The organism is Chryseobacterium luquanense, assembly GCF_026460945.1.
Classification (GTDB): Bacteria; Bacteroidota; Bacteroidia; order Flavobacteriales; family Weeksellaceae; genus Chryseobacterium; species Chryseobacterium luquanense.
The window spans coordinates 317,367-342,693 of sequence record NZ_JAOVZV010000008.1; the positions used below are offsets into that span (position 1 = coordinate 317,367).

A 25,327-nucleotide genomic window follows, 5' to 3' on the forward strand; every position below is an offset into this window, starting at 1 on the left:
AATTATGAAAATTTTAACAATGAAAGGAATTATTAGGAATGGTTCTTGTTTAGTAATATCGTATAACACTTAAATAATACATTATTATGGAAAACCAAGATTATAACAAAGCAGAAAAAGCAGTAGACAATACTGAAAATTCTTTAAGAAATGCAGCAACAGATGCTAAATGGAAAATCAGTGATTTGGCAGACAAAGCAAGAGATTATATCAACGAAAAAAGGAACAATGATGAAGAAGCAAGCCAGGAAGATTGGTTCGACAGGGTAAAAGCTAATGCATCAGAAACTTGGGAAGATATTAAAGACGGTGCAAATGATGCCTGGGAAAAAACAAAAGATGCAGCAGAAGACGTAAAAGCAGAATGGAATAAAAAAACAAACTAAGTTTATTAGTCTTTTATATATTATCAAAGAAAAACGGAGTCTTTTTAGGAAGGTTCCGTTTTTTTATTATGCTCTAAACACAAATTATTGTTACATTTGTAGCTTAATAAACATTAGAAAATTATGTCATACGGTTTACTTAAAGGCAAGAAGGGAATTATTTTTGGAGCCCTTAATGAACAATCTATTGCATGGAAAGTTGCAGAAAGATGTCACGAAGAAGGCGCTGAGTTTATTCTGTCAAACGCTCCAATCGCATTAAGAATGGGAGAACTAAACGGTTTAGCAGAAAAGACAGGTTCTGAAGTAATAGGTGCAGATGCAACTTCTATTGAAGATCTTGAAAAACTTTTTGATGCTGCCGTTGCAAAATTTGGTAAAATCGATTTCATCCTTCACTCCATTGGTATGTCTATCAACGTGAGAAAAGGAAAGCATTATACAGAAATGAACTACGATTGGTTGGAAAAAGGTTGGGATATCTCAGCGGTTTCTTTCCACAAAGTAATGAGAGTAGCTTACGAAAAAAACTGTATGAACGAATGGGGAAGTATTTTGGCGCTTACTTATATTGCAGCTCAAAGAACATTCCCAGACTACAACGATATGTCTGATAATAAAGCGTATCTTGAAAGTATCGCAAGAACTTTCGGAAACTATTGGGGAGAAAGAAAAGTGCGTGTAAATACTGTTTCTCAATCTCCTACTCCAACTACTGCAGGAAGCGGTGTGAAAGGTTTCGGAGGATTCCTGGGTTATGCTGAAGATATGTCTCCACTTGGAAATGCTACAGCTCTTGAATGTGCAGATTACTGTGTAACTTTATTCTCAGATTTAACTAAGAAAGTAACGATGCAGAATCTTTTCCATGATGGTGGATTTAGTAGTTCTGGAGTTACTCAGAAAGTAATCAGCAAATATGATGTTGAGTAATTTTAAATAATCATATAAAACATATAACCCAAAGTGAATTTTTACTTTGGGTTTTTTTATACAATTAACAAACAGATGAAAAATATTATACAAATCTTCATTCTCGCTGTAATTCTTTTCAGTTGCAATAAAGAAAAGAAGGCACAAGAAAAACCATCAGTTCAGAAAAACATTATTGATATTAAAAGTTTAAAATACTTTGAAGTCGGTTACCTAGATAAATTTGAAGCACTTCCGTCTCTCGAATTTTCGGAAATTACCAGAGATGAATATGATAATTTAAAAAGTACTTCTAATTCCATAACTAATTCTCCGTTACCAATTAAGGACAATAATTATTTATTGGAAATAAACAATAAGATTCTTAAACTTAAAACTGACGAAAATGTGTCTAAAGAAGGAGAAAACAAATATGAGTATCTAGGATTTTACCCAACTTTAAATATGTATGCTTTTTCAGCTAATAGTTCAAGCGACAATTTAGGCTTTAGCGAACTTGAATTAATCAATAAATCCGATTTTTCAGCATGCCGTATTATTTCAGTTGGAGATGATAAAGTAGAAAATCCTATCATTTCTCCTCAGACAAAATATTTAGTTTATCATTACAATTATGTGTATGATGATCATAAAAGCTTTGTGGGTGTTTTAAAAATTAATTCTGATAAAACATTTACAGAATATAGAAGCTTTTCATCAAATGATTTTAACATTTTGGAAACAGCTTGGTTTGCAGAAGATTTTGTTGGCATAAAAGTAACTTCTGATAATGGTAAAACTTTCAATTACTACAAAGCAAGCTTATCTGCTATTAATAATAAAGAAAGTAGTTATTCTAAAACTTTTGATGGAAATTATTCTGTTTACGTGGAAACAGAAGCTACATCTACCGGGATGGCTTCCATCAGTTACTCATTTAAGATTAATGGTAATAATGCAATATTGGAAACAAATACATATCATGAACCTATACGATGTAACGGAAAATATCTTATCAAAATCAACAATAATATTTTAGAATTATCTTATAGTGATGAAGAGGAAAATTGTAGATCTGATTCTCCGGTTTTCTACATTAAAAAAGAAGAAAATAAGTTTTTTATAAAAGGTGTCGGTGGTGAATCCACTTTTTACGAATGGATTCTATTAAAAAAGAATAATAATTGATACTTTTTTCAAAAATCAAATCGGCGGCACCAAAGGTGCCGCCGATTTTTAATAATAAAAATATATTAATATGAAGTGTGCTATAAAATTACAGTCTGTATAGAATGTGCGGGTGCAGATAATTTGGCAGACATTCCTTCAATCCAAAGATTGGTGTCGATATCATTATCAGAGTCGTTCATGATGACGGTTACCAATTGTCCGTTTTCATTCATAAACGTTGTGGAAGTTAACGCTGCTCTGTTCGATGAATTACCAATTCTCTGAGCATTAGGCTTAACGAATTTTGAAATGTGGCCTACATAATAGTATTCATAAGTGTAATGAACTTCGCCTGTTTTAATATCGGCAATAATTGGGGCGAAACAGAAATTTCCAACATGATTGGGTCCGCCTGTTTCATCCAGAAGAACGTTCCAGTCAGTCCATAATGCGGTTCCTTTATTGAAATCGTTCATCATATTTCTTCCGTATAGTTCGCCTAAGCTTACATCGTAAATTTTAGTTAAATCAAACTGTTCTTTACAGCCTTCAGTAAACGCTAAAAATTTATCAGGAAAAGCTCTCTGTGTTTCCGATAAATTATCAAACAACTGAGTTTTGTTGTTCCATGTTTCGTACCAGTGATAACCGATTCCATGGGCATATTTTGAAGTTTCAGGATCACTTAAGGTTGTTGTGGCTCTTTGGTAAATCAAATCCCGGTTGTGATCCCAAATCATTACTTTTTTATCTTTAAATCCATTTTTCCAAAGTGTCGGGCCTAAATTATTTTTAAGGAATTCTCCTTCTTCTTCAGCGGTATAAATACAAGACTCCCAGGTCTGCGTTGCCATCGGCTCATTCTGAATGGTCAGTCCCCAAACATTGATTCCTCTTTTTTCGTATTCTTTGATGAATTTAATATAATAATCTGCCCAGGTCTGGTAGAACGGGTTTTCCAGTCTGCCGCCTTTCAGCATACTTTTATTAGATTTCATCCATGACGGCGGACTCCAAGGTGAAAAGTAAAAAGTATAATTGTTGCCGATTGCCTTTTGAGCTTCTTTGATCATCGGAATTTTATACTTCTCATCATGAGAAACATTGAATGACTTTAAAGTCTGATCATTTTCTGTTACATACGTGTAAGAATCGCTGGAAAAATCACACGAGTTCATATTAGTACGAACAACCGTGTATCCTAAACCATTCTTACCATAATAAGCTTCAATAATTTCTTTCTGCTTATTTTTTGGAAGTTTATAAAAAGTCTCTGCTGAAGCATCTGTAATAGCACCTCCGATTCCGATTAATTTCTGATATTTAAAATCAGGATCAACAAAAATGCAGGCATCTGTTTCTTTTGGCTGACCCATTTTCTCGAATTTCACCATTCCTTTGTCAACCATTTTTTCATTGGTTGTAGAGTTCGTGAAAATCACTTTCGCAGATTTTCCTGCATTTTTTTTCCAGTAATTTTGTGCGTTTGCATTAAAAGCAATTCCGATTACAAAACAACTTACTACTAGCTTTTTCATTTAATTCTTCTTCTTTTTCAATTTATATTTAACAAGCTCCCGTTTAAATTTTCAGGGAAAATTTATTCGTTCCTCCAGAGAACGCAATTTTATTTATATCATTATTGTTTTTGATAGACTCTCACATAATCAATGAAATATTTCTGAGGAAAAACAGAATCATCAATTCCTTCCTTACCACCCCAGAATCCACCTACTGCCAGATTTAAAATAATAAAATAAGGCTGGTCAAAAGGCCACGCTTCATATGTTTTTTCTTTATTTTCATACGTAAAAAACTTCTGATCATCGATATATACATCAATTTTTTCAGGCGTCCAATCTGCTTTGTAAACATGAAACTTTTCACTGACATCTTTTACAAACAAAGTGTCTGTCTTTTGAGTATTGATGATATGATTGTACTTTTTGGTGTGCACTGATGCATGAACAAATCCTTGATTGAGACCTACGTGTTCCATAATATCCAGTTCACCGTCATCCGGCCATTCTTTCATATTTTCGCTCATCATCCATATGGCAGGCCATGTTCCGCGACCTTTTGGAAGTTTAGCACGGACTTCAACTGTTCCATATTGAAATGAGAATTTCCCTTTCGTCAAAAGCCTTGCTGAAGTATATTTATTCTTTTCCCAGTTTTCTTTTTTGGCTTCAATCAAAAGATTTCCGTTTTCTACTCTTGCGTTTTCCAATCTGTTTTTGGTATAAAACTGAGCTTCATTATTTCCGTAACCGTTGCCACCGACATCGTAATTCCATTTAGTGGAATCCGGTAAACCTTTATAATTAAACTCGTCGCTCCAGATTAATTTTCTGCTTGAATCGGGTTTGTAGGATGCACAGTTCAATGTTGAAAAAACTAAAGTTCCTCCGATCACGATATTGATGATATTTAGAAATTTTATTTTCAATTTTTAAGTTTTATTTTTTAAAAAGATTTTCAACGCAAAGATTTAATTAAATAATTATGATTTTAATGAGCAAAGTTTAAATCAATTTCATTGATTTTATGAAGCTAGCTTAATCAGCGACTTGTCGCAACTCTTTGCTCTTTAAAACTTACAGTTTCAATATTTAAATCTTTGCGAAAAAATAAATATTTTTTATTAACAAAGTTTGTTATGTTGAAATTTCTAATTCAGATTCTTTCAGAATAACAAGAATTACACTCAGTCTTCTACCACCAAAAGCGGGTTTCATCCCGCTCTCAGTTTTATAAACTCATATTTATTTTTCCCAAGTAATTCTTTTTGTCTGAACATTTTGAGAATCGGTTCCTATCATAATGTCAAATTCTCCGGCTTCCCAATCATAGTTCAAAGCATCATCATAGAATTTTAAATTTTCAGGAGTCAATGTAAAATTGATTGTTTTATTCTCTCCTTTTTTAATGAAAACTTTTTGAAAACCCTTTAATTCTTTCACAGGTCTTACCACTTTTCCCACCAAATCTCTAATGTACAGCTGCACCACTTCTTCCCCATCGTAATTTCCAGTATTTGAAACGTTTACAGTGATTTTTAACGTCTGATTTCCATTAAGATTTGTCGAACTTAAATTCATATCAGCATATTTAAACTGAGTATAGCTTAAACCATATCCAAAAGGAAATTTCGGATCGTTATCCAGATCGATGTATGCGGAAACATAATTTCTGTCCGTATCATTCTTTGCAGGTCTTCCCGTATTGTAGTGATTGTAATAAATCGGAAGCTGACCCACCGTTCTCGGAAAAGTCATCGGTAGTTTCCCACCTGGATTAACTGTGCCGAAAAGTACGTCAGCAATTGAATTTCCTGCCTCTGTACCAAGCCACCAAGTGTAAACAATGGTCGGGATATTGTCGGCAGCCCAATCGAAAACCAATGGTCTTCCTGCGTTGATCATTAAAACGATCGGCTTTCCGGTTTTAGCAATTTCCTTCAGTAAATCTTCCTGCACACCGGAAAAATGAAGATTGCTTCTGCTTTTTGCTTCACCGCTCATGGCGTGACCTTCGCCTAAAGTCATAATCACAACATCTGCTTTTTTTGCCGTTTCCACAGCTTCCGCAAACATTGATTTGTCCTGATCATCGACGTTAGCGCCTTTTGCATACAGCAATGTCGAGTTTTTGTCTAACTGATTTTTAATACCATCAAACTGCGTTACAATTCTTTGGTCATCATCTTTAAAAGCCACAGACCAAAAGCCGTGATTAGCGACCGTCTCTTTTCCGAAAGGTCCAATTAATGCTACGGTTTTTGTCGACTTTGAAAGCGGAAGAATATTCTTTTCATTTTTTAGCAAGACAATACTTTTCGAACCAAATTCTCTTCCGAATTTTCTGTTTTCCTGATTGTGTAACTGTTCTTTCTGTCTCTTCTCACTGCTGAATCGGTAAGGATCATCAAATAATCCCATCTCAAATTTTTTAACCAAAATTCTTCTTGCTGCATCATCAATTAATTTAGGATCCACTTTTCCTTCCTGAACTAATTTCGGAAGTTCGGCCATGTAGGCACGGCTTTCCATATCCATGTCGCTTCCAGCGTTGATGGCTTTTTCTGCGGCTTCTTTATTGTCTTTGGCGTAACCGTGAGGAACCATTTCACCGATGCTTCCCCAGTCCGAAACCACAAAACCTTTATAGTTCCATTGACCTTTTAAAATATCTCTTAAAATATATTGGTTTGCTGTTGCAGGAATTCCGTTGATATCATTAAAAGAATTCATAAAAGTTGCCACTCCAGCTTCTGCAGCCGCTTTGAAAGGTGGCAGGTAGGTTTCATGAAGCTGTCTCAAACTCATATCAACAGAGTTATAATCTCTTCCGCCAACTGCTGCTCCATACGCTGCAAAATGTTTTGCACAAGCCATAATCGCATCAAGATTTCCAAGACCTTTTCCCTGAAAACCTTTGATTCTTGCTAGACCAATCTGAGTTCCCAAATACGTATCTTCTCCCGAGCCTTCCATCACTCTGCCCCATCTCGGATCTCTGGCAATGTCTACCATTGGCGCAAACGTCCAGTGAATTCCGTACGCAGAGGCTTCTGTTGCAGCGATTCTTTCAGATTTTTCAATTAAATTTAAATCCCAACTCGCCGCCTGACCCAAATTCACCGGGAACGTTGTTCTGTAGCCATGAATGACGTCCTGACCGAACAACATTGGAATTTTTAATCTTGATTTTAAAGCTAATTCCTGAAATTTTCTGGTCTCCTCTGCTCCTGCCACATTCAGCATCGAACCGACTTTCCCTATTTTAATTTCATTTAAAACATTTGAAGAATTGGAATTCTGAGGACCTGTGGCATATTCAAAACCACTGTACTGTACGAGCTGCCCGATTTTTTCTTCTAAAGTCATTTTAGATAATAAATCGGAAACTTTCTGGTCAATTGTTTTCTGTCCGAATGTGTTGAATCCGAATGCTGTAAATGCTAATATGAAATAAAGTTTTTTCATTATAATTTAATTTTGCTCTGACTTTAAATTTTAACGCAAAGGGCGCAAAGTTTTTTTTTGAAAATGATACTGTTGATTTTTAAGTTCGCAAAGGCGTTCTACTTAGCAAAGAACAAGAGTTTTCATTCTAAAAACTTCTACATGTGTCATTTTTAGAATTTAAAAAACATATGTAGCAACCGAACTTGCAGTAATGTTTACAGGAGCCGTTTTGTTGTTATATTTAATATTAAAATTTTCGTCTTTTTTGCTGTAATTCTGAACAATCAAAACAGTCTTTCCTTCGGGAGTTTTAAAAGCAACTGTTGACAGATTATCTGTCTGCGTAGAAGAAATTCTTTGGGAATTTGCCGGAACAAATTTCGAAGCATGAGCAATGATATAATATCCTACATTTCTTGTAAAGTTTTCTTTATCTGAAACAGTAATGGCACCTTTACATTCTGTACAACCTCCCGGAGTATGGGGTTTAAATTCCGGATCGTTAGCCAAGTTCCACTCTAAAGCAATTTTGCTGTAATTTCTCATCGAACCAATCACAACATTTTTGGTATGCCAGTTTAGATCTTCATTGAAAGTGCCTTTTGCACCGGTCCATTGTTCTGTGAAATATAAATTTTTGTTTGGGTGAGCCTTATAAACTGTACTTAAAGCAGAAATATCGCCTTCGTACAAATGGAAAGCCGAACCGTCAATATATTGATTGGCTTCCGGATCGTTTAAAATATTAATAGCATACTCAGGTTTGTTGCAATTGTGATCGTAAACAACAATTTTGGTTTTAATATTATTTGATTTAAAAATCGGTCCCAAACTTTGTTTAATAAAATCTCTCTGCTGATCTGAAACCATCAATAAACTTGGATTATTTCCGGGATGTAACGGTTCGTTCTGAGGAGTAACAGCATCAATTCTAATTCCCTCTTTCTGCATTCCCTGAATATATTTGACAAAATAGTTTGCATACGTATCGTAAAACTCAGGTTTCAGGCTTCCGCCGATTGATTTTTCGTTGTCTTTCATCCAAACAGGAGGCGACCAAGGAGCTGCAATGATTTTGATCTTCGGATTGATGGCTAAAATTTCTTTTAACATCGCAATTAAATCTTTATCTCTTGCCAGACTGAATTTTGATAAAGTGGGATCAGTTTGACCTTGAGGCAAATCGTCATAAGAAAAAACTTCACCATCCAGATCAGAAGCGCCGATGCTTAATCTCAGATAACTGATGGAAATTGAGTTTTCATCTTTACCGAAAAGTTCGTTCAATAATGCTTTTCTTTTTGATGGAGAAAGACGGTTGATTACTTCAACACTTCCGCCTGTTAATGTATAACCAAAACCATCAACATATTGAAACTTTTGAGAATCATCAATTTCAATATTCTGAAAATTATTGGATGTGTTTACAAAAACCAATGGTAATTGTTGCTGCAATTTTATGCTTTCATCTCCTTTCGTCAACCAAGATTGAACCTGGTCTTTAGTATTGACTGTCGATTTGCACGAAGTTAAAGGCAAAAGTACCACACCGCTAAATAGCAGTGCAGTACTTTTTAAAAAGAAACTATATGATTTTTTCTTTAACATATTTAGTAACCGGGGTTTTGAGTTAAGTTAGGGTTGTTATCCAACTGTGTTTGTGGAATTGGCCACAATAATCTGTTTTGATTCAAATTATTTACATAGGGTAACAAATTACCAGCTGCATTTCTTTGTTGAGAAAGGATTTCGATCGATTTTCCGGTTCTTTTCAAATCAAACCAACGGTGACCTTCGAATGCTAGTTCTAATTTTCTTTCTTTAAGAATTTTATTGATTCCATCATCTGTACTTGTTATCGTAATAGGATTTAGGCTTGAGCTGGCTCTGTTTCTTACTTGGTTAACCAAAGTCGCAGCATCTGTAAAATTACCTTGACGAACCAAAGCTTCTGCTCTAATTAATAATAAATCTGCATATCTCATTACATAAAAATTCTGATGACCTGTAGTAATTCTCATTTTATACATAAAAGGAAAATTATTGCTTGCCCAGAAATTATCAGACCAGCTTACTGTAGTTGGGGAAAACCAAACACTTGAATTTTTTCTAACATTATCCCCTTCTGTATTAAAAGTATTTACTAAATCATAAGAAGGTGTATTGAATTTTTTCCAATCTGTACCATAGAACATTGAAGATCCCCATGCCCAAAGATTTCCGGCATTACCGTTAGATTCAAAAATAGATTCTGCATTCGCTTCATGATTTCCATCAAAAAGGAAATCATAGGTAGGAAGTAATGAATATCCTTGTCCCATTAATTGTGTTGTATAATCAACCACTTTTGCATAATCTGGATTTGGCTTTGTTGCGTAAACTTTTGCCAATAGAGCCATTGCTAAACCTTTTGTAGCTCTATATTTATTTGAACTTGCAGGTGCATTTGCCAAAGCCCCTTCTAAATCTGCAATAATTTGAGCATATACTTCATTTACAGGCTTTCTTGTTGGATAAACTTGACTATAAACCTCGTCAAAATTTTCATCATTTACTCCAATTACCGCTTTTGTAACCAATGGAAAATCTCCCCAAAGCTGAACTCCATGAAAATTGTACATTGCCCTCATAATAGCTGCTTCGGCTTTCATTTCTGATTTTCTTGTACTTGTAAGGGCAGGATCTGAAATATTATCTACATAATTTAAAATTTTGTTAGAATTATTAATAAATGTAAATAAGTAATTCCAGTCTCTGTTTACATTTGAGTTGGTAGCAATAATTCGGTACTCATCCATTTGAAAGTTTTGTACATTGTCACTTCCTGCATGAGCAATTTCGGTTTGTCCGTCACCATTGAAAAAATAATCTAATTGCCAATATTCGTTACCTAAATCGGTATAGATAGTCGTCATTAAACTTTCAGCTTCTGCAGCAGTTGTATAAGGAGTTTCACTAAGTGGAATAGCTCTATCTGTTAAAGGCTCAGTATCTAAATAGTCACTACATGAATTAGTTCCCAATGTTAAAGTCGCACCAAGGAAAAAATAATATATTGTTTTGTTAAATTTCATAACTGTTATAATTAAAAGTTTGCTTTAAGACCGAAAATAAATGTTCTTACTTGAGGATATGTCCCATAATCTATACCTGAAACACCGTTTGTTGTGTTAAAAGCATTTACTTCAGGATCAAAACCTGTATAATCTGTCCAAGTCAAGAGATTTTGACCAGTAACGTATAAATTGATTTTACTCACACCTTTGAACGGACTTAAAAAATTATATCCTAATGTAGCACTCTTAATTTTAAGGAAAGATCCGTCTTCTACAAATCTGTCTGAAACATACTGAGAACTTGCAGAGTTAGCTCTTGGAGTATTTGTAATTTGTCCTGGAGTAGTCCAACGGTCTAAAACTGCAGTTGATTGATTTTTAAAATCATTCATCATTTCTAAGTCAAATCTTGATGCATTGTAAATTTCACCTCCATAAGATCCAGTAACCAATACATCTAGATACCAATTTTTATAAGAAAAATTATTGCTGAAACCGAAAGAAAAGTCTGGGTTTGGATTTCCTATAAAAGTTCTGTCTCCTGTATCAAAATATCCGTTTCCATTAGTATCTTTATAGATAAGATCACCCGTTTGAGAATCTACATGATCAACTTGATAACCATAAAAAGAACTTATTGGCTGACCAGCAGTAAATCTCACCAAATTAGCTCCTACCGTTTCTATATTAGCTCTATCTAAAACAGGAACCCAATTTAGCTGTAAAACTTTATTTTTTGTAAATGAAATATTAAAATTAGTATTCCAAGTAAACTCACCTTTAAAATTTTGGGTATTCAAAGAAAATTCCAAGCCTTGATTTTCCATGCTTCCAACATTTCTATAAAAAGGTACTTGCGCAGCACCCATTGGTATTTGAATTATTAAATCATTTGTCTTTCTCTTATAAGCATCAACACTTAGTTTAATTTTATTATTTAAAAAACCAAAATCAACTCCAATATTAGTATCATTAGTTACCTCCCAAGTTAAATCTCCACTATCCCATTGTCTTGTAAATACAGACCCAGCAGGGCCTAATTCTGTAAATCTTTCTAGATTAAAATGAGAATATGATGGAATTCCAGAAACATTACCCGTTTGTCCCCATCCTCCTCTTAATTTTAATTCTGAAATTATTCTACTATCAGATAAGAAATCTTCATTAGAAACTACCCAAGATGCTGAAACACCTGGAAAGAAACCCCATTTATTTCCTGGAGCCAAAGCAGAGCTTCCATTATATCTGAAAACTCCCATTACAGTATATTTGTTATCTAATGTATATAATGCTCTTCCAAAAAATGAAAGTTCTCTTAGATGTTCTTTTACTAAACTTTCATGTTTATTTACTGCTGTATTAAAATCAAACATCGTGGATCCTTCTGGAAAGCTGTCTCCCCAATAGTTATGCCACGAATTTCTTTTCTCATGAACCTGTGTTCCTCCTAATAATGATAAATCATGTGCTCCAGATTTTAAAGTATATGTTAAAGTATTCTCAAAGTTCAGGTCTTGATAGCTTGAATAATACTTTCCTCCAATTCCTTTTTGCTGTCTTCCGTAGCTTGTTTGATAACCATCAGTAAACTGGTCATTTGTACTTTCGATCAAATCAAATGAAACTGTTGGTTTCCAAACTAAATTTTTAAGAATACTTACTTCCAATCCTAAATTACTCATGAAACGATTCGTCTGAGTTTCATTTTTTCTAGATTGATAAGCAACAGGATTTTCCCAAGAAGATTGAAATGGATTTAAAGCAAACTGACCATCTTTATATCCGTCTAAGAAATTTCCATCTGTATCTTTATCTCTCACGGCAAGCTGACTTCCGTAAATTGGTAAAAAAGAAGGCGTATTTAATGCACTTAAAATAACTCCACCCCTAGAAGTACCTAAATTATCATTTGTATTTTTAAGAGTTGTATTGATATAATTAAAATTACCTGTCAATTTCAACCAATTGGTAATTTTAGCATCTAAATTCATCTTTGCGGAAATTCTGTCAAATCTTGCAGGATCTATAATACCGTCAATTCCTTGATAACCTAAAGCCGTATAAGCTCTTACTTTTTCGTTTCCAAAAGAATAGTTTACATTATAGTTTTGATCAAAACCCGTTCTAAAAACTTCGTCTCTCCAATTAGTATTAATTCCTGCATATCGAGGATTATTAATTGTTGTTAAATAGGAAAGATTAATTTCATTCATCAGTGTTTTATACTGATCCAAATTTAAAACATCAATATTGTTTACCGTTTTAGACATTCCCCAATAGGCATTAAATGCTAACTGTGGTTTATTGGCTTTTCCTCTTTTAGTTGTTACAATCACAACCCCGGAAGACCCATTAATACCATAAATCGCTGCAGAAGTTGCATCTTTCAGAATCGTCATATCTGTAATATCATCAGGATTGATTCCGCTGATGTCAAACGTCTGAATACCGTCAACTACATATAAAGGATTTACGCTTGACGAGATCGAATTGTTTCCTCTGATCTTTACATCAATTGCTGCACCGGGCTTTCCCGAAGATTGTATTACATTTACACCGGCTGCATTTCCTTGTAATGCCTGTCCCACATTATAGATTGGTCGGTCATCAAACGTTTCAGCTTTTACAGTAGATACCGCACTTGTAAGGTTTGATTTTTTCACGGATCCATAACCAATAACAACGACTTCCTCAATTTTCTGCTCTTTCTGAACAGTGTCTTTCGGTGTTGTTTGTGCATGGAAATTGGCTGTAAAATAAAGAGCTGCAACAAGCCCAATACCTCTTGATATTTTTACATTCATATACAGTTTGTTTTTTAATTCTCAAATTGAGACAATAAAAGTATATATTTTTTTTAATAATTAACATTTTATTAATAAATATTTTAATATTTCCTGTATTTTTGGGCAATTAAAGACATGTAAAATAGATGGAAAATTATGAAAACTCCTAAAATCTAACTAAAAGAATTCCCCAAATGACATCTAAGCAACCCAATATTACGCTTCCATTGAAACTCACATTCCTGATTTTTTCAATGGTTTTAAATTGTATGGGTATTGTGATAATACAGCTTTCAGCGCAGAAAATTGGGTATGATAAACTTGGTTTTTTAGAGTCTTTTAAAGATTTACCTATTGCGATTTTTTCTCTTTTTGCGGTTAATTTTATAAGTCGTTTAGGAACAAAAAAATCACTCATTTTCGCTCTGCTTTTAGTTGGAATTTGTTCTTTATTTCTACCTTTTGTAGAAGTCTTTTGGTTTTTTAAGCTTTGGTTTGCTATTATTGGGACTTGTTTCGCTATCGGAAAAATTTGTGTTTATGGAATTATTAGAAACAATATGACCGAAGAACGCTCGTTAGCAAAAACGATGAACAGCGTTGAAGCTTCTTTCATGATTGGTATTTTTGTAGTCAATACAGGTTTCGGATGGCTTATCTCGAGTCAGTTTGGAGAATATTGGAAATTTGGTTTTATTTCTATTTCCCTCATTTCGTTTTTTACTGTTTATTTATTTCTTAAGTCTAAAATTGTAGAACCTGAAGTGAAAAGCAAGAGAATAATTCCTGATTTATCAGGATTTGGGAAAACTCCTTTCATTCTATTTTTTGCAGTTAGTTTTTTTATCATTTTCATTGAACAAAGCTTTAATTCATGGCTTCCAGCGTTTTACAAAGACCACCTTAAAGTAGATTCTTTCTTCGCACTTCAGGCATCTTCGTTTTTAGCTCTTTTTTCTTACTCAGGAAGAGCAATTACTTCACGTATAATTCAGCGATTTTCTTTGTCAAAATATTTTATGTTTTGTTTGTTGATGATTATCTTAGTTTTAGTTCTTATTTCAACAATCCAGTTTTTCTTCACTGAAAACGCAAGAATATTATTATTCCTCTTTCCCGTCATCGGATTATTTTTATCACCACTCTATCCTGTTATTAATTCAAAAATGATTGCTAAAATTGATAAAGATAAAATTAATACTTTCACATCTTTAATCGTTATTGTCTCTTCAGTAAGCAGTTCGTTAAACTCTATTTCAATCTCAATACTATTTAAAAATCAAGCACTTAATTACTATTCATTATATATTTTAGGAGCTGTAATAATGGTTACTTTACTTTCCTACTCTTATTTTAAGCTAAGCATAAATAAAATTTAAAAAATAATTTTATTTTTACCGCATGAAAACTGATCACAATAAAAACATTGAAACTTTAAAGGAACTAATTGATAGCAAGGATCTTATCCCGAATGTGTCGGTAGATTGCACGATTTTTGGCTTTCATGATGATATCTTAAAAGTGCTTCTATTGAAGTATCACGATCTAGATTTGTATTCACTTCCGGGTGGTTTTGTTTTTATTGATGAAGATTTAAGAGAAGCCGCAGATCGTGTTTTGTATGAAAGGACACATTTGAAAGGTTTGTTTTTGGAGCAATTTCACACTTTTGGACGATTAAACCGAACTGAAAATAACGTTCACAAAACATTAATCAACAATAAAGGTCTTGATGTTCCCAAAGATCACTGGATTTTACAGAGATTTATCACGGTTGGTTACTGTAGTCTAATTGATTTTTCGATGGCAAATACTTTTCCCGATGCTTTTAACGAATCTTGTGCCTGGTTTGAAGTCAGTAAGCTTCCACAAATGGCGTTTGATCATGACAGAGTGATTGCTGAAGGTTTGGAGTATTTACGCAAAAATATTGATACTCAGGTGGCTGCAAGTAATCTTTTGCCGGAAAAATTTACGATGAAAGATCTTCAGTCTTTATATGAAACTATTTTGGGCGAAAAATTCAGACGGAATAATTTTCAACGTAAAATACTTAGCACCAACTCTTTAGAAAGAATGGAAAAACTATATGATGGCTCTGCAAACAAAGCTCCATATCTGTATAAATTCATAAAAGAATAAATTTTTCTTCCTTGTTAAAAGTTTTTTTTTGAGCATTCCGAAAAAATCTTATTTTTAGGAAAATTAATTTAAATGTCATACTATCCTCTTACAAGCATTCCCGATTACTACGGAATTGATGCTTTACTTACCGAAGAACACAAACTTATCCGTCAATCCGTAAGAGATTGGGTTGAAAGTTTTGTAATGCCGAATATCGATGAAGCCGCTCAAAATCATACTGATTTACCAAATCTGATGAAAGAATTGGGGAAAATTGGCGCTTTAGGACCTTACATTCCCGAAGAATACGGCGGTTCAGGGCTTGATCAGATTTCTTACGGTTTGATTATGCAGGAATTGGAAAGAGGAGATTCAGCGGTGCGTTCTGCAGCTTCTGTACAGAGTTCTTTGGTGATGTTCCCTATTAATGAATTTGGTTCTGAGGAACAAAAAAGAAAATACTTACCAAAGTTAGCTTCAGGTGAAATGATCGGATCTTTCGGTCTTACTGAGCCAAATCACGGGTCAGATCCTAGTTCTATGGAAACTTATTTTAAAGATATGGGAGATCATTATCTTTTGAATGGTGCTAAAATGTGGATTACCAACTCTCCTTTGTGCGATATTGCAGTTATTTGGGCTAAAAATGAGGAAGGAAAAGTACAGGGATTAATCGTTGAAAGAGGAATGGAAGGCTTTACTACACCCGAAACACACAATAAATGGAGTTTAAGAGCTTCTAAAACCGGTGAGTTGGTTTTCAATGACATAAAAGTTCCTAAGGAAAATCTTCTTCCGGGAGTTACAGGCTTAAAAGGACCTTTATCTTGCTTAAATTCTGCACGATACGGAATTTCGTGGGGTGTAATTGGTGCAGCAATCGACTGTTATTGCACAGCTGTTCAATATTCTAAAGAAAGAAGACAGTTCGGAAAACCAATCGGATCTTTTCAATTACAACAGAAAAAATTAGCTGAATTTTTAACAGAAATTACTAAAGCTCAGTTACTTTGTTTGCAATTAGGAAACTTGAAAAATGACCACAAAGCAAGTCCGGCTCAGATTTCCATGGCAAAAAGAAATAATGTAAAAATGGCGATTGATATTGCAAGAGAATCACGTCAAATTCTTGGCGGAATGGGAATTATGGGAGAATTCCCAATGATGCGTCATGCTGCAAATTTAGAATCAGTAATTACTTATGAAGGAACACACGATGTTCATTTGCTGATTACAGGTCTCGATATTACAGGCTTTAATGCTTTTTAGATAATAAATAATGGAAATTGGAGTTCTCAGAATCCCATTTTAAAAACAAAAAAAAGGTGACTGATATTATCGTAGTCACCTTTTTTATGGACTAAAAGTTCTTACATTTTCTAAAAAGCTTATTTCCGGATTCAAAATTTCGTGAATCAGATTTTGTATTGAAACCATTGCATCATCAAGATTTCCTAAGGCAAACTCTAATGAAACCACTCCTTTTTTAGCATCAGCAAAACTCCAGATTCCTGTTTGTACCGGATAACCCCAAAATTCGGGTAGGCTTTGAATTACGTATTGATACAGGCAAAGCTGCATCGCTTGTTTTCTGTCGCTGTTTTGAAAATAGTCAGATTTATTAAGTTCGTCAATCTTGACGGTTAAATTTTTAGTTTTAGCGGTTTTGTAATCAATAATTCTGATGGTTCCGTTTAGTTTATCAATTCTGTCAATAAATCCGAAGAAAGAAACTTTGTCAGATTTTTCTTCATTCAGATAAAAATCTACACTCTCAAATCGTCTTTCAATATCAATTATTTCTAAAGAATTACCATCTTTTATTAACTCCAAATCATAATTAAGAATATTCTCAATTACTTTCTTGGCAATCGCTTTATGAATGAAATTCATTCCTTTATTGTAAAATTCAGGTTGATGTTTTAGCTTTTCAATAGCTATATCAATAAATTCATCTATTCGTTTAATTGAATCTTGTAAATCTTTTAATTTTAAAACTTTACCTTTTAATACTTCATAAAATTCTTGAAGTGTATAATGTACTAAATTTCCGTAATTTCTGATTGATAACTCCTCTTCAATTTCATCAGCTTCGGAGGTATTCAGAATTTTAGAAAGATAAAAATCAATTGGATTATAGAGATAGCTCGTCAAGTGCGAAGCGGAAACTTTTTCTTTCCATTTTAAAAGTTGTTGTTGAACAATCTCTGTTTTAAAAACTTCGATAGGCTGACTTAAAATGGGCTCGGAAGAATTTTCAACAATAACGTGTTCGATATGATGAGAACTTTCCATTTCGATTTGAGTAATAAACCTACTCTTTTCACCGGTATTTACACCGGAGCTTAACGCATTAAAAAGCAAATGAACATTCTTCGCATCCTGAATTAATCGGTAAAAATGATATGCATAAATACTGTCATTTTCAAGGAAAGTATGCAAATCAAAATGTCTTCTGATATCAAAAGGAATATAGGTATTCTGAGAATTTCCGAGAGGTAATTTTCCCTCATTGACAGACAAAAGAATCACGTTTTCAAAATTTAAAAGACGTGTCTCCAATAATCCCATTACCTGAAGACCTTTTAAAGGCTCACCTTGAAAATCAATACTTTCTGAATTAATATGCTGATTAATCAGAATTTCAAGCGTTTCCATCTTGATTTCAAAACCGTAAGGCGTGATTTGATTTTTGATAATTCGGAAAGCATTTTCAAAATGAGAAACATTTTCATACTGAATATCATCAAGTTCCAGCCATTTTATCTTTTGACAAAACAAAATTAAATCATCCAAAAACCGATAGCCTGATTCTGCTTTTTGAAGCAAATTGAAATAAGAAAGATTCTCTAAAAGCTCTTTGATCAGTTTTTGAGAAATATAAACAATGTTTCTGGCTTCTATTTCAGACTTAAAATTGTTGATAATTTTCTCATCTTCATCAGATTTCGGAAGCTCTTCGAGAATCGGAAAAACGTCGCGGTAATAATATGAACTTTTACTTTTTTCAAGCTGTTTCTGAAGATAAAAAAGTTGTTTTACTGCATTTGAAAATGACAGGTTTTTCAACGGAAAACCCATGGTAATATTAAGGTTTTCAACTTCATGCATTACATCTAAACTTGCAGGAAGAAGATTTTCATCCAACAAAACCACAGCTGTATTGGTAAATGTTTTATTGTCAATGTTTTTAAATAATTCAGGAAGAATTTTTGTTTGGGTAACATTTCCTGAAACTTCGTAAACTTTTATATTTTTAGCCTGATTAAAATCGTCTTCAATCCAGTGAAAAGCTCTGTTCTCATTGAATTCTTTCCATGTTTTATGACTTCTCAGGAATTTTCCGGCTTCCTGCCTTTCATCATCAAAATAATATTTATCCCCTTGAAAAAAACATTGTGCTTTATCCCATTGTAAAAGATTTCGAACTAATTTTTCTTCAACCGGTGTAAATGCATTAAAACCACAGAAAACAAAATTTTCGATATTATTTTTAGCGAAATTTTCGATTTTAGCTTTGGCAGATTCGTGAATCATTCCGGGAGTCGCCCAGTTTTTCTCTTTTAATTTCTTTTTTAAAACCGGCAGAAAAACATTCATATTCCTCCAAAAATTCAAGAATTTTTTCCTTGGAACTTCATCATCATCTCCTAAATCCTGTGCCCATTCTTTAATACGTTCTTCATCAAACATATATTGCAGAACAGCTTGATCAGAATCTGAAAATTTCAAAATATCATCCCAATCTTTCTGAAGCGTCGGAAACCATTTCAAAAATTCAGAAAAATCATCATTAGGAATTAGATTTAAACTTTTGTAAACATCAAACGAAAAAAGCCACAAAGAAATTCCCTGAATAGTCTGCTGATCAACAATATTTACAATCAGCTCTTCAATCGTATAAAAGTTGGGAAGAAATCCTGAATAATTGTTTTCCTCTAAAATTTGACGTATAAAAACGATGGGTCTTTTACCCGGAAGAACAATATTAAATTGTGATAAATCAGAATTTTGAATTAATAATTCATCGATAATTTTGTTTAAAAATTTCAAAGTTTCTGATAGTTTTTTAGTTTTTCAAGCTCTTCGCTTATCAAAATATTGTATTCCGCTTGCTTTTCTTTATTCATCCCATGCTCCGTAATACGGTCATAAGTTGCTTGAAATCGTTTATATTCTGAAGAAATTTTAGCGTAAATTGTTTTAAAGAATTTATTGTAATCCGAAGTCGTTTTTATTTTTTCTGAAACTTCTTTTCTTAGTTTTCTGGCGTGAATTTCAGCAATATCGAAATGTTTTTGTTCGTGAACAAGTACATAATCGTTAATCTTTTTATCGTCTTTCCAAGATTTATCTTCATTAAAAATCGTTTGAATCTCAATTTTAACCGGAACTTTAGGATCACTTGACGTAATTGCTGAATATTCCCAACCACAATGGGTATAAGCTACAACTGTGGAACCTCCTAAATTGTTGGTTTTGCTTTTAAAATTATCCCAAACTAATTTTTGATCTTCACTCCAGTTGATTTTCTGAGCTGATAAGATATTGAATATCAATAAAAAAACTATTAAAAAAAACTTCATTTATTCTACTACAATTGTTTTTGTAATCCACTCATTATTCCCTTTCCAAAATCTAAAGGTGTATTTTCCTTTTTTCCGAGGACTGAAATTTATTTGATTGGCCGATTTATGACTTGCCTGCGAACAAGGTCCATTCGTGCTAAATTGATAAGCAGTAATATCTCTTTCTAAATCTGAGAGATGTACATAATCGTAACCATAAAATCCTTGACAACCCGAAGCATAATTCGAATAAGTTCTTATACTCTGAACTGAAAAAACATCCATTGTATCGTTTACGATTTTCACGCTGTCAATTTTCACTTTATCTACAGATTCTATCGTCTGATAATCGTCGTCATCTTTACAGGAAGTAAAAAGCAGACCTAAAACAACAGAAGCAAAACTTATTTTTAAAAGAGATTTCATGATGCAGGATTTGATAATTTGGAAATATAAATTTAGCAAAAATAAATTCTAATTAATATTTTATTATGAATTAAAATTACCTTTTGATAAATAAACTACTTTTTTTGTATCAAAAAACTCTTCGTCAAAATAATTTTTAAGACTAAAAAGTTCGCATCTTAATCCAGCTAATTCTTCAGCAAGATCTCCACCTTTTAAATATAAAACTCCGTTGTGTTTTGGATTAAACTGTTCTTTTTCAAATTTTCCTTTTAGCCATCTTAAAAATTCAGGCATTTGCGTCACGGCACGGCTTACTACAAAATGAAACTTCTCTTTTACTTTCTCGGCCCTACCGTGAATCGCAGTGACGTTCGTTAATCCAACTCCTTCTGCAACAGCATTTACAACAGTAATTTTCTTACCAATAGAATCAATTAATGTAAACTTTGTTTCTGGAAACAAAATCGCCAAAGGAATTCCAGGAAAACCACCACCCGTTCCGATATCCAAAACTTTTGTTCCGGGAGCAAATTCCATGATCTTTGCGATGCCTAAAGAATGGAGAATATGCTTTTCATAAAGCGATTCCATGTCTTTTCGGGAAATAACGTTTATTTTTTCGTTCCATTCTCCATACAGTGCTTCAAGCTTTGTAAACTGCTCGATTTGTTTCTCTGTAAGATCCGGAAAATATTTTTGGATAGTTGATATCGACATAAAAGTAATTGTAAAAGGCAAAAATAAGTTTTATTCACATTTTATTCAAATTAAGTTTTTATATATATTTGTTAAAAAGACAAAAACAGTATATGGATAAACTTTCAGACAGAGTAAAAAGGCTAGGTTACTCACAAACATTCGTCATGTCTAACAAAGCAAGAGAGATGAAAGCCAGCGGAATAGACGTTATCAGTTTAACGCTTGGTGAGCCAGATTTTGATGTTCCCGACAATATAAAACAAGCTGCTTTTGATGCAATCAATGAAAATTACAGCCACTACTCTCCTGTTCCGGGGTTTTTAGAGCTTAGACAGGCAATTTCTGAAAAATTAAAAAGAGACAATCAATTAGATTATAAACCGACACAAATCTGTGTTTCAAACGGTGCAAAACAGGCAATTATTAATGTTTTGGCAGCAATTATAAATGATGGAGATGAAGTTATTCTTCCAACACCATATTGGGTAAGTTATGATGAAATGGTAAAAATGATGGGCGGAAATTCTGTAATGCTTCCAACTTCATACGTTACTGATTTTAAAATCACTGCAGAACAGCTTGAAGAAGCAATTAATGAAAAAACAAAAGCCATTCTTTTCAGCTCACCTTGTAATCCTTCTGGAGGATATTACACGTACGATGAATTAAAATCTTTGGCGAAAGTTATTGCGAAATATCCTCATGTAACGGTAATTTCAGATGAAATTTATGAATACATTAATTATGAAACTAAGACTAGTTCAATTGCACAGTTTTCTGAAATTTACGAGCAAACAGCTGTAATCAACGGAATGTCTAAAGCCTTCGCAATGACAGGTTGGAGAATCGGTTATTCAGCTTGCCCGGAATGGTTGGCAAAAGCATGTGAAAAAGTTCAGGGACAAATGACAAGTGGCGCAAATACAGTTGCTCAAAGAGCTTCAATTGTTGCTTTAAAAACCGATCCTTCAGAATACAAATACATGATTGATGCTTTTGAATCAAGAAGAAATCTTGTATTTGATTTAATGAAAGAAATTCCGGGATTCAAAGTGCTTTTACCAAAAGCTGCATTCTATTTCTTTCCTGATATTTCTTACTATATCGGAAAAACTTTAAATGGAACTGAAATAAAAGATGCAGATGATTTTGCAATGTTTATTCTGGAAAATGCTCACGTAGGTTGTGTTGGTGGAGTTTCATTCGGCAGTCCGGAATGTATCAGATTTTCTTATGCTGCTTCTGAAGACGAATTGAGAGAAGCGATGCGAAGAATTAGAGATGTATTGGAAAAGGCTGTTTAAAATTTAATTATTTTCAAAAAAAATTCAGGTTTAAAAGCTTAAATCTGTTTTTTTTGATAGACAAAAGCTTTACCATATATCTAAAATTTAAACTCTAAAAGATTGTAATTATTAGCTTTTCAATTTAATAATTGAATTTTTCCTCAAAAACGATTATAGATTTTATTTATCAAAAACTATTTTTCTAATAGATAAAGCAATGTATATTTGCACTATAAAATTATCAATCAAAAAAAATAAAAAATTATGTCTTTAGTAGGAAAAAAATTCCCAAATGTAGCGGTAGATGCAATGTCGGAAATGGGTGATGATTTAAGAATCAACATCTTTGAAGAAGCTACAAACAACCAACAAAAAGTTATTTTATTCTGGTATCCGAAAGATTTCACTTTCGTTTGCCCGACTGAACTTCATGCTTTTCAAGAGGCTTTACCTGAGTTTGAAAAAAGAAATACTAAAGTAATCGGTGCTTCTTGTGATACAAACGAAGTACACTTTGCTTGGTTAAACGTTGCAAAAGATAACGGTGGTATCGAAGGTGTAACTTACCCGCTTTTAGCTGATACGCACAGACAATTGGCAAATGCTTTAGGAATTGTAGATCAGGATTTCGAATACAATGAAGAAGGTGAAGAAGTTTTTACAGGTTCAAATGTAACTTACAGAGCAACTTATTTAATTGACGAAACTGGAAAAATCTTCCATGAGTCTGTAAATGATATGCCTCTTGGAAGAAACGTAAAAGAATATTTAAGATTAATCGATGCTTACACTCACGTTCAGAAGCACGGTGAAGTTTGTCCTGCAAACTGGGAAGAGGGTAAAGATGCAATGAAAGCTGACAGAACTTCTACTGCTGAATATTTAGCGAAAAACTAAGATAGTACTGTAATTTGAAAGTGAGATAATTTGAAAATTATTCGTGTAATTATTTAAAAATTATCTCATTTTCTATTTCTTGATATTTTCAAATTAATAAATTCCCAAATTTTTAAATTAAAATTATGTACACAGAATTAACAGAAGATACTTTACAAAATATTGTAAGCGATAACGAAAAAGTTGTCGTACAATACGGAGCAACATGGTGTGGAAACTGCAGAATTATGAAGCCGAAATTCAAAAAATTAGCTTCTGAGAACGATTCAATACCTTTCCTTTATGTAGATGCAGAAAAATTGCCGGAAAGCAGAAAATTAGCAAAAGTTGATAACTTACCTACTTTTGCGATTTTTAAAAATGGTGAATTGGTGAATCAAGTTCAGTCTAATCAGGCAGAAAGTTTAATTAATTTATTTAACGAATTGTAATTATGAAGTTGCCAATTATCAGACAATTTTACCAAAATCAAACTCCTGAAAATTTAGAAAAAACTTTAGAAGTTTTAGAAAGTTTTACTGAATTCAGAGGAACTACAGAAGAAGACATGAATGTTGCAGGAGAATTAATTACTAACATTTGTGGGGCTCTAGAAGTTCATTCTAATGTTCAAAACGGAATGAGTGAAAAAGATGCTTTAAATTCTTTTGCTCAAAAGGTTTTAGGATCAATTGACAAATAAATTTTATGATTGAAAGATTTAAGAATTTAAAAATTTCAAATATTATTTAAATATAAACTTTTCGAAGTTTCACAATATTTCAATAAAAAATCCCGATGAAAAGACATCAGGATTTTTTTGGGTTATAAAAAGGAATTTTAGTTTCGATTAACTCGTAATTTAAAATTCATAATTTATTATTAAAATTAGCTTCTTCTGCTCATCAAAATATTCAGAATATACCAGAATAAAAGCATGATTGAAGCAAAAAGCTGTAAAGAAGCTCCTACATATTGATCTGTTGCATAAGCATCTTTCAATTTACTGGTTTGATAAAGAATTGTTGCTGAAGCCAAAATCACCATTCCAACAGAGAACCATAATCCAAGGTTGAACCCGAAAATCATTCCACCAACGATTAATCCGATGGCAATAAATCCTCCAATTGTAATAATATTTCTAAGGAATGAAAAATCTCTTTTAGAAGTAAATGCTACAGCAGAAATCCCTGCAAACATTGCCACAGTAAGTGTTGCAGCCTGAAAAATTACAGATGCACCTGCATAAACTACTGCAATATATATCAATGGTAAAAATATTGCCGCCTCAAAAAGTACATAAAATGCCAATCCCATATACTGAGTAGATTTACTTTGCGAAAGCGACCATTTTGTTGCTAAAAAAGAAGCTAACCAAAATACACCGATAATCAACAGCCAAAGATAACGCTGGCCTAACATTGCGAGAATTAATTGTTCAGGAACAACATTTAGCAAAACTGTTTCAACACCGATAAATGCTAAAATTGCTAACGCTACATGAATATAAGTTTTCCTGTAAAAATCACCTCTTTCCAAATCTGTAGAGTGTGATAATAAAACATCAGTTTTCATAATTTTTGTTATATTAATTTAATTTTTTATTTATTGTAATCTGGTTTTACACCAAGAATTTTACCGTCATTTTCAAAAATAACCGTAATCAAATCTCTTGGCGGATCATTTTTATCATCTGTATATTTATACTGAACCGCAGGATAAGTCTGATTATCGGGTAGCTTTTGATAACCTGATTGATAAACTTCAGTCTTTCTTTCAAAGCTTATTCCGCCGGAAAGTTTCTGAATCATATTTTCATCTACCAGACTCTTTACTTTTTCAGAAATATGAGAACCAACCGCTTGCTTATCTGCTGTTTTTAGTGCAGAAATAAATTTAGAGAACGACTGATTATACAATTCAATTTTATCTTTCGGGATAGAAGCAGAAATATCCATTGCAGGATTTTGAACTTCCACTTTTTTCACCTCTTGTGCGAAAGCTGATGAAACCGAAAACATACACAGAGCAACAATTATTTTTTTCATTTTAAGACAGGTTTTAATTTGGCTGACCTAATTTAAGA

General features: G+C 33.1%; 22 protein-coding genes. 10 read left to right on the forward strand and 12 right to left on the reverse strand.

All coding sequences use genetic code 11. The annotated features are described in order from the left end of the window. The first annotated feature begins 86 nt into the window (after positions 1-86). From OEA66_RS09730 to OEA66_RS09740, 3 genes are all read left to right on the forward strand, one after another. Positions 87-386 (forward strand): hypothetical protein, encoded by a 300-nt coding sequence (locus tag OEA66_RS09730; protein ID WP_267281188.1) that lies wholly within the window; start codon positions 87-89, stop codon positions 384-386. A gap of 123 nt (positions 387-509) precedes the next feature. Further along, the gene (locus OEA66_RS09735) at positions 510-1,319 is read left to right on the forward strand and encodes an enoyl-ACP reductase FabI (RefSeq protein WP_102981595.1); all 810 of its coding nucleotides are present in this window, start codon (positions 510-512) and stop codon (positions 1,317-1,319) included. Between the two features lie 75 nt (positions 1,320-1,394). Then, positions 1,395-2,486, forward strand: a complete 1,092-nt coding sequence (locus OEA66_RS09740; protein WP_267281189.1) for a hypothetical protein — start codon at positions 1,395-1,397, stop codon at positions 2,484-2,486. A gap of 80 nt (positions 2,487-2,566) precedes the next feature. Here the strand turns inward: OEA66_RS09740 and OEA66_RS09745 are convergent, their stop codons facing one another. From OEA66_RS09745 to OEA66_RS09770, 6 genes are all read right to left on the reverse strand, one after another. Further along, positions 2,567-4,006: a glycoside hydrolase family 30 protein gene (locus OEA66_RS09745; protein ID WP_267281190.1), complete on the reverse strand. Its 1,440-nt coding sequence runs from the start codon at positions 4,004-4,006 to the stop codon at positions 2,567-2,569. Between the two features lie 101 nt (positions 4,007-4,107). Beyond that, positions 4,108-4,917 carry a glycoside hydrolase family 16 protein gene (locus OEA66_RS09750; protein ID WP_267281191.1) on the reverse strand — a complete coding sequence of 270 codons (810 nt, stop codon included), beginning with the start codon at positions 4,915-4,917 and terminating at the stop codon, positions 4,108-4,110. Between the two features lie 316 nt (positions 4,918-5,233). Next, positions 5,234-7,456 (reverse strand): beta-glucosidase BglX, encoded by a 2,223-nt coding sequence (gene bglX, locus OEA66_RS09755; protein ID WP_267281192.1) that lies wholly within the window; start codon positions 7,454-7,456, stop codon positions 5,234-5,236. A 159-nt stretch (positions 7,457-7,615) separates the two neighbouring features. Further along, positions 7,616-9,046 (reverse strand): glycoside hydrolase family 30 protein, encoded by a 1,431-nt coding sequence (locus OEA66_RS09760; protein ID WP_267281193.1) that lies wholly within the window; start codon positions 9,044-9,046, stop codon positions 7,616-7,618. Positions 9,047-9,048: 2 nt separating this feature from the next. After that, positions 9,049-10,512: a RagB/SusD family nutrient uptake outer membrane protein gene (locus OEA66_RS09765; protein ID WP_267281194.1), complete on the reverse strand. Its 1,464-nt coding sequence runs from the start codon at positions 10,510-10,512 to the stop codon at positions 9,049-9,051. A gap of 11 nt (positions 10,513-10,523) precedes the next feature. After that, positions 10,524-13,298 (reverse strand): SusC/RagA family TonB-linked outer membrane protein, encoded by a 2,775-nt coding sequence (locus OEA66_RS09770; RefSeq protein WP_267281195.1) that lies wholly within the window; start codon positions 13,296-13,298, stop codon positions 10,524-10,526. A 176-nt stretch (positions 13,299-13,474) separates the two neighbouring features. Between OEA66_RS09770 and OEA66_RS09775 the strand changes: the two genes are divergently transcribed. From OEA66_RS09775 to OEA66_RS09785, 3 genes are all read left to right on the forward strand, one after another. Continuing rightward, complete coding sequence (locus OEA66_RS09775; protein WP_267281196.1) at positions 13,475-14,659, forward strand: MFS transporter; 1,185 nt, start codon at positions 13,475-13,477, stop codon at positions 14,657-14,659. A gap of 22 nt (positions 14,660-14,681) precedes the next feature. Next, the gene (locus tag OEA66_RS09780) at positions 14,682-15,422 is read left to right on the forward strand and encodes an NUDIX hydrolase (protein ID WP_267266036.1); all 741 of its coding nucleotides are present in this window, start codon (positions 14,682-14,684) and stop codon (positions 15,420-15,422) included. Positions 15,423-15,494: 72 nt separating this feature from the next. Continuing rightward, complete coding sequence (locus OEA66_RS09785) at positions 15,495-16,673, forward strand: acyl-CoA dehydrogenase family protein (RefSeq protein WP_267281197.1); 1,179 nt, start codon at positions 15,495-15,497, stop codon at positions 16,671-16,673. An 84-nt stretch (positions 16,674-16,757) separates the two neighbouring features. Here the strand turns inward: OEA66_RS09785 and OEA66_RS09790 are convergent, their stop codons facing one another. From OEA66_RS09790 to rsmG, 4 genes are all read right to left on the reverse strand, one after another. Continuing rightward, on the reverse strand, positions 16,758-19,457 hold the full coding sequence (locus OEA66_RS09790; protein WP_267281198.1) for a PD-(D/E)XK nuclease family protein: 2,700 nt from the start codon (positions 19,455-19,457) through the stop codon (positions 16,758-16,760). After that, positions 19,454-19,963, reverse strand: coding sequence for a DUF922 domain-containing protein (locus OEA66_RS09795; RefSeq protein ID WP_267281199.1), 510 nt, complete (start codon positions 19,961-19,963; stop codon positions 19,454-19,456). The genes OEA66_RS09790 and OEA66_RS09795 overlap by 4 nt, the downstream gene beginning before the upstream one ends. 27 nt (positions 19,964-19,990) lie before the next feature. Next, entirely contained in the window at positions 19,991-20,398 is a 408-nt protein-coding gene (locus OEA66_RS09800) for a hypothetical protein (protein WP_267281200.1), read from the reverse strand. A 63-nt stretch (positions 20,399-20,461) separates the two neighbouring features. Next, entirely contained in the window at positions 20,462-21,097 is a 636-nt protein-coding gene (gene rsmG / locus OEA66_RS09805; RefSeq protein ID WP_267281201.1) for a 16S rRNA (guanine(527)-N(7))-methyltransferase RsmG, read from the reverse strand. Positions 21,098-21,189: 92 nt separating this feature from the next. Here rsmG and OEA66_RS09810 point away from each other — a divergent pair, with 92 nt between their 5' ends. The 4 genes from OEA66_RS09810 to OEA66_RS09825 all read left to right on the forward strand — a co-directional run bounded on the left by OEA66_RS09810 (position 21,190) and on the right by OEA66_RS09825 (position 23,944). Continuing rightward, on the forward strand, positions 21,190-22,383 hold the full coding sequence (locus OEA66_RS09810) for a pyridoxal phosphate-dependent aminotransferase (protein WP_267281202.1): 1,194 nt from the start codon (positions 21,190-21,192) through the stop codon (positions 22,381-22,383). 246 nt (positions 22,384-22,629) lie between these two features. Then, a complete protein-coding gene (locus OEA66_RS09815; RefSeq protein ID WP_267266029.1) occupies positions 22,630-23,262 on the forward strand; it encodes a peroxiredoxin in 633 nt (210 codons plus the stop codon). A gap of 125 nt (positions 23,263-23,387) precedes the next feature. Then, positions 23,388-23,693 carry a thioredoxin family protein gene (locus tag OEA66_RS09820; RefSeq protein ID WP_047402181.1) on the forward strand — a complete coding sequence of 102 codons (306 nt, stop codon included), beginning with the start codon at positions 23,388-23,390 and terminating at the stop codon, positions 23,691-23,693. Positions 23,694-23,695: 2 nt separating this feature from the next. Next, positions 23,696-23,944 carry a DUF6952 family protein gene (locus OEA66_RS09825; RefSeq protein ID WP_267281203.1) on the forward strand — a complete coding sequence of 83 codons (249 nt, stop codon included), beginning with the start codon at positions 23,696-23,698 and terminating at the stop codon, positions 23,942-23,944. 185 nt (positions 23,945-24,129) lie between these two features. Here OEA66_RS09825 and OEA66_RS09830 read toward each other — a convergent pair whose 3' ends face one another. After that, positions 24,130-24,816, reverse strand: a complete 687-nt coding sequence (locus OEA66_RS09830; RefSeq protein WP_267281204.1) for a Bax inhibitor-1/YccA family protein — start codon at positions 24,814-24,816, stop codon at positions 24,130-24,132. A 26-nt stretch (positions 24,817-24,842) separates the two neighbouring features. Further along, the gene (locus tag OEA66_RS09835; RefSeq protein ID WP_267281205.1) at positions 24,843-25,289 is read right to left on the reverse strand and encodes a peptidylprolyl isomerase; all 447 of its coding nucleotides are present in this window, start codon (positions 25,287-25,289) and stop codon (positions 24,843-24,845) included. Between the last annotated feature and the right edge of the window lie 38 nt (positions 25,290-25,327).

What these genes read in the sequence shown, in the direction of transcription:
- rsmG (WP_267281201.1), bottom strand. Translation starts at nt 21,097, where the DNA reads ATGTCGATATCAACTATCCAAAAATATTTTCCGGATCTTACAGAGAAA.
- bglX (WP_267281192.1), bottom strand. Translation starts at nt 7,456, where the DNA reads ATGAAAAAACTTTATTTCATATTAGCATTTACAGCATTCGGATTCAAC.
- OEA66_RS09825 (WP_267281203.1), top strand. Translation starts at nt 23,696, where the DNA reads ATGAAGTTGCCAATTATCAGACAATTTTACCAAAATCAAACTCCTGAA.
- OEA66_RS09780 (WP_267266036.1), top strand. Translation starts at nt 14,682, where the DNA reads ATGAAAACTGATCACAATAAAAACATTGAAACTTTAAAGGAACTAATT.
- OEA66_RS09820 (WP_047402181.1), top strand. Translation starts at nt 23,388, where the DNA reads ATGTACACAGAATTAACAGAAGATACTTTACAAAATATTGTAAGCGAT.
- OEA66_RS09730 (WP_267281188.1), top strand. Translation starts at nt 87, where the DNA reads ATGGAAAACCAAGATTATAACAAAGCAGAAAAAGCAGTAGACAATACT.
- OEA66_RS09835 (WP_267281205.1), bottom strand. Translation starts at nt 25,289, where the DNA reads ATGAAAAAAATAATTGTTGCTCTGTGTATGTTTTCGGTTTCATCAGCT.
- OEA66_RS09770 (WP_267281195.1), bottom strand. Translation starts at nt 13,298, where the DNA reads ATGAATGTAAAAATATCAAGAGGTATTGGGCTTGTTGCAGCTCTTTAT.
- OEA66_RS09800 (WP_267281200.1), bottom strand. Translation starts at nt 20,398, where the DNA reads ATGAAATCTCTTTTAAAAATAAGTTTTGCTTCTGTTGTTTTAGGTCTG.
- OEA66_RS09745 (WP_267281190.1), bottom strand. Translation starts at nt 4,006, where the DNA reads ATGAAAAAGCTAGTAGTAAGTTGTTTTGTAATCGGAATTGCTTTTAAT.
- OEA66_RS09735 (WP_102981595.1), top strand. Translation starts at nt 510, where the DNA reads ATGTCATACGGTTTACTTAAAGGCAAGAAGGGAATTATTTTTGGAGCC.
- OEA66_RS09740 (WP_267281189.1), top strand. Translation starts at nt 1,395, where the DNA reads ATGAAAAATATTATACAAATCTTCATTCTCGCTGTAATTCTTTTCAGT.
- OEA66_RS09830 (WP_267281204.1), bottom strand. Translation starts at nt 24,816, where the DNA reads ATGAAAACTGATGTTTTATTATCACACTCTACAGATTTGGAAAGAGGT.
- OEA66_RS09765 (WP_267281194.1), bottom strand. Translation starts at nt 10,512, where the DNA reads ATGAAATTTAACAAAACAATATATTATTTTTTCCTTGGTGCGACTTTA.
- OEA66_RS09785 (WP_267281197.1), top strand. Translation starts at nt 15,495, where the DNA reads ATGTCATACTATCCTCTTACAAGCATTCCCGATTACTACGGAATTGAT.
- OEA66_RS09775 (WP_267281196.1), top strand. Translation starts at nt 13,475, where the DNA reads ATGACATCTAAGCAACCCAATATTACGCTTCCATTGAAACTCACATTC.
- OEA66_RS09810 (WP_267281202.1), top strand. Translation starts at nt 21,190, where the DNA reads ATGGATAAACTTTCAGACAGAGTAAAAAGGCTAGGTTACTCACAAACA.
- OEA66_RS09815 (WP_267266029.1), top strand. Translation starts at nt 22,630, where the DNA reads ATGTCTTTAGTAGGAAAAAAATTCCCAAATGTAGCGGTAGATGCAATG.
- OEA66_RS09760 (WP_267281193.1), bottom strand. Translation starts at nt 9,046, where the DNA reads ATGTTAAAGAAAAAATCATATAGTTTCTTTTTAAAAAGTACTGCACTG.